This window comes from Piscinibacter sp., from assembly GCF_050175855.1.
Lineage (GTDB): Bacteria > Pseudomonadota > Gammaproteobacteria > Burkholderiales > Burkholderiaceae_C > Piscinibacter.
In genome coordinates this window covers 3,219-6,814 of the sequence record NZ_JBFXIO010000289.1, presented here as the reverse complement: position 1 = coordinate 6,814, position 3,596 = coordinate 3,219, and the positions used below count along the sequence as shown (strand labels likewise).

The following is a 3,596-nucleotide window of genomic DNA, read 5'->3' as shown; positions in this document are numbered from 1 at the left end:
GTCGCGGGCAACGGCGGCATCAAGACCGAGGTGGCGCAGTTCCTGGTCAAGCTCAAGACCGCCGAGGAGGTGCTCGAGTACAGCGGCGCCTTCCTGCAGCTCTACCGCGAGGAAGGCTGGTACCTCGAGCGCACCTGCCACTACGTGGGCCGAGTCGGGCTCGACCACGTGAAGAAGCGGATCCTCGACGACGCGAGCGGCCGCCGCGCGCTGTGGGAGCGGCTGCAGTTCTCGCTCGACGGCGAGCCGGACCCCTGGTTCGAGTTCGACAAGGCGCGCGTCGACACCCGCCAGTTCAACCCCGTGGGAGCGCTGTGATGAGCCAGTGGAAGCCGATCTGCGCGGTGGACGATATCCCGGTGCTGGGCGCGCGCCGCGTGGCGCGCGACAACGGGCCGGAGGTGGCGATCTTCCGCAACGCCGAGAACGAGGTCTTCGCCCTGATCGACCGCTGCCCGCACAAGGGCGGGCCGCTCAGCCAGGGCATCGTGTTCGGTCGCAGCGTGGCCTGCCCGCTGCACAACTGGACCATCGCCCTGGACGACGGCTGCGCCCGTGCGCCCGACGAAGGCTGCGCTCAGCGATTCAGCGTGAAGGTCGAGGGCGGCACGGTGTCGCTGGATCTCGACGAACTCAACGCGCTCGCCCTGCACCCGGCGAGCGGCGTGGTCTGACGTGGCCGAGACCAAGACCACCTGCCCCTACTGCGGCGTGGGCTGCGGCGTGATCGTCGAATCCGACGGCCGGCAGATCAGCGGCGTGCGCGGCGACCCCGACCATCCGGCCAACTTCGGCCGTCTGTGCAGCAAGGGCAGCACGCTGCACCTGTCGGCCAGTGCCGCAGTCACCCTGCAGACCCGGTTGCTGTACCCGCAACTGCGAACGCAGCGCGGCGCAGCGCCGCAGCGGCTCGGCTGGGACACCGCGCTGGACCTGGCCGCCGACCGTCTGGCCGGCATCGTGCGCTCGCACGGGCCGGATGCGGTCGGCTTCTACCTCTCCGGGCAGCTGCTCACCGAGGACTACTACGTCTTCAACAAGCTGGCCAAGGGCCTGATCGGCACCAACAACGTCGACACCAACTCGCGGCTGTGCATGAGCTCGGCGGTGGCGGGCTACAAGGCCACGCTGGGCGCCGATGCCCCCCCGGCCTGTTACGACGATCTCGCCTTGGCGCACACCCTGTTCGTCGCCGGCTCGAACACCGCCTACGCGCACCCCGTGCTGTTCCGGCGCATCGAGGACGCCAAGCGCGCCAACCCGGCGCTGCGGATGATCGTGGTCGACCCGCGCCGCACCGAGACCGCCGCCGCGGCCGACCTGCACCTGCAGATCCTGCCGGGTACCGATGTCGCGCTGTTCAACGGCATGCTGCATCTGATGCTGTGGGAAGGCCTGGTCGACCGCGGCTACATCGAGGTCCACACCACCGGCTTCGAGGCGCTGCGCGACCGGGTGCGCGAGTTCACGCCGAAGCACACCGCCGCCCTGTGCGGCATCGCCGAGGCCGACCTGGTCACCGCCGCGCGCTGGTTCGCCGGCCTGGAGGCCGATGGCCCGCGCCGGCCCACGCTGTCGCTGTACTGCCAGGGGCTGAACCAGAGCAACAGCGGCACGGCCAAGAACGCCGCGCTGATCAACCTGCACCTGGCCACCGGCCAGATCGGCAAGGCCGGCGCCGGACCCTTCTCGCTGACCGGCCAGCCCAACGCGATGGGCGGGCGCGAGGTCGGCGGCCTGGCCAACCTGCTCAGCGCGCACCGCGACATGGCCAATGCCGAGCACCGCGCCGAGGTGGCCCGCCTGTGGGGCGTGGAGCAGGTGCCGGCCACGCCCGGCAAGACGGCGGTGGAGATGTTCCAGGCCGCGGCCGACGGCGAGATCAAGGCGCTGTGGATCGCTTGCACCAACCCGGCGCAGTCCATGCCGGACCAGGCCACGGTGCGCCGGGCGCTGGAGCGCGCCGAGTTCGTCGTGGTGCAGGAGGCCTTCGCCACCACCGCCACCTGCGCCCGCGCCGACCTGCTGCTGCCCGCCACCACCTGGGGCGAGAAGGAAGGCACGGTCACCAACAGCGAGCGCCGCATCAGCCGCGTGCGGCCGGCGGTGTGGGCCCCCGGCGAGGCCCGCCACGACTGGTGGATCGCCACCGCCCTGGCCCGCCGGCTGCAATCGCGCCTGCGGCCCGACCTGCCGCCGCTGTTCGCCTACGAGTCGCCGGAGGCGATCTGGAACGAGCACCGCGAAACGACCCGCGGCCGCGATCTCGACATCGCCGGCCTGACTTACGCCGCGCTCGAAGCGGCGCCGCAGCAGTGGCCTTTCCCGACCGGCGCCGCCCAGGGCCGGGCCAGGCTCTACGAAGACGGCGTGTTCCCCACGGCCGATGGGCGCGCCCGCTTCGTCGACACCGCCCACCGCCCGCTGGCCGAGCCCCGCGACGCGCGCCATCCCTTCTCGCTGACCACCGGGCGGCTGCGCGACCAGTGGCACGGCATGAGCCGCACCGGCACGGTGGCGCGCCTGTTCGGCCAGGTGGCGGAACCCTCGATCGAGCTCCACGCGCAGGACATGGCGCGACTCAAGCTCGCCGACGGCGACCTGGTGCACGTGACCTCGCGCCGCGGATCGATCGTGCTGCCGGCGCGTGCCAGCGCCGAGATGGCGCCGGCGCAGGCCTTCATCGCCATGCACTGGGGCGAGGAGTACCTCGGCGGCCGCGGCACGAACGGCGTGGCCGGGGCCGGCGTGAATGCGCTGACCAGCCCGGCGTTCTGCCCGAGCTCGAAGCAGCCCGAGCTCAAGCATGCTGCGGTGCGCATCCTCAAGGCGGAACTGCCCTGGCGGCTGCTGGCCATGGCCTGGCTGCCGGAGGCCGAGGCGCTGAGCACGCGTGAGCGGCTGCGACCGCTGATGGCGCACTTCGCCTACGCCACCGTGGTGCCGTTCGGGCGCGATCGCTGCGGGGTCATGTTCCGGGCCGCCGCCTACGAGGCCGCCGCGCCATCGTTGCTGGCCGAACTGTCCGCGTTGCTCGGGCTGGATGGCAACGGCATGTTGCGCTACGACGACATCCGCCGCGGCCAGCAGCGCCGCATGAAGCTGGCCGCGACCGGCGGCGATGCCCGGCTGGAAGCCTTCCTGCTCGCGGGCGACACGCAGGCCGAGGCCTGGGTGCAGCCGCTGCTGCGCGAGGGTGGCAGTGCTGCGGCGTTCGGCCGTGCCCTGCTGCAAGGCGGCGCCCGGCCGCCCGTGGCCGTGCCCGACAGCGGCCGGCAGGTGTGCAGCTGTTTCGACGTGCGCGAGCCGCAGATCGCCGACGTGCTGGACCGCTGCGCCGGCGGCATCGACACGAAACTTGCGCAACTTCAAGCAGAGCTGCGCTGCGGCACCAACTGCGGTTCCTGCCTGCCGGAACTCCGTCGTATCGTGCGTCTCCGAGAACAAGCGGCATGAAGCTTGCGATGCCGCGAATGGAGACAACATCGCATGAGCATCGCCCCCTACATCAAGGAGATCGGCCGCGGCAAGGAAGGCGCCCGGTCACTCGATCCGCAACAGGCCCATGACCTGATGAGCCAGGTGCTCGACGGACA

Annotated in this window: 2 protein-coding genes and 2 pseudogenes; all 4 read left to right on the top strand. The window is 71.6% G+C overall.

Features of this window, described 5'->3' with window-relative positions; translation table 11 throughout:
• A pseudogene (locus AB7U92_RS19040) lies at positions 1 to 318 on the top strand (nitrite reductase large subunit); the annotation flags it as partial.
• Positions 318 to 674, top strand: coding sequence for a nitrite reductase small subunit NirD (gene nirD, locus AB7U92_RS19035; protein ID WP_428580556.1), 357 nt, complete (start codon positions 318 to 320; stop codon positions 672 to 674). The pseudogene AB7U92_RS19040 and the gene nirD, both read left to right, overlap by 1 nt.
• Before the next feature lies 1 nt (position 675).
• Positions 676 to 3,456, top strand: coding sequence for a molybdopterin-dependent oxidoreductase (locus AB7U92_RS19030; protein WP_428580553.1), 2,781 nt, complete (start codon positions 676 to 678; stop codon positions 3,454 to 3,456).
• A gap of 33 nt (positions 3,457 to 3,489) precedes the next feature.
• Positions 3,490 to 3,596, top strand: a pseudogene (locus tag AB7U92_RS19025) (DNA-binding protein YbiB); the annotation flags it as partial.

Bases quoted from the DNA above. Each gene is read 5' to 3' on its own strand.
- nirD (WP_428580556.1), top strand. From the start codon at position 318: ATGAGCCAGTGGAAGCCGATCTGCGCGGTGGACGATATCCCGGTGCTG.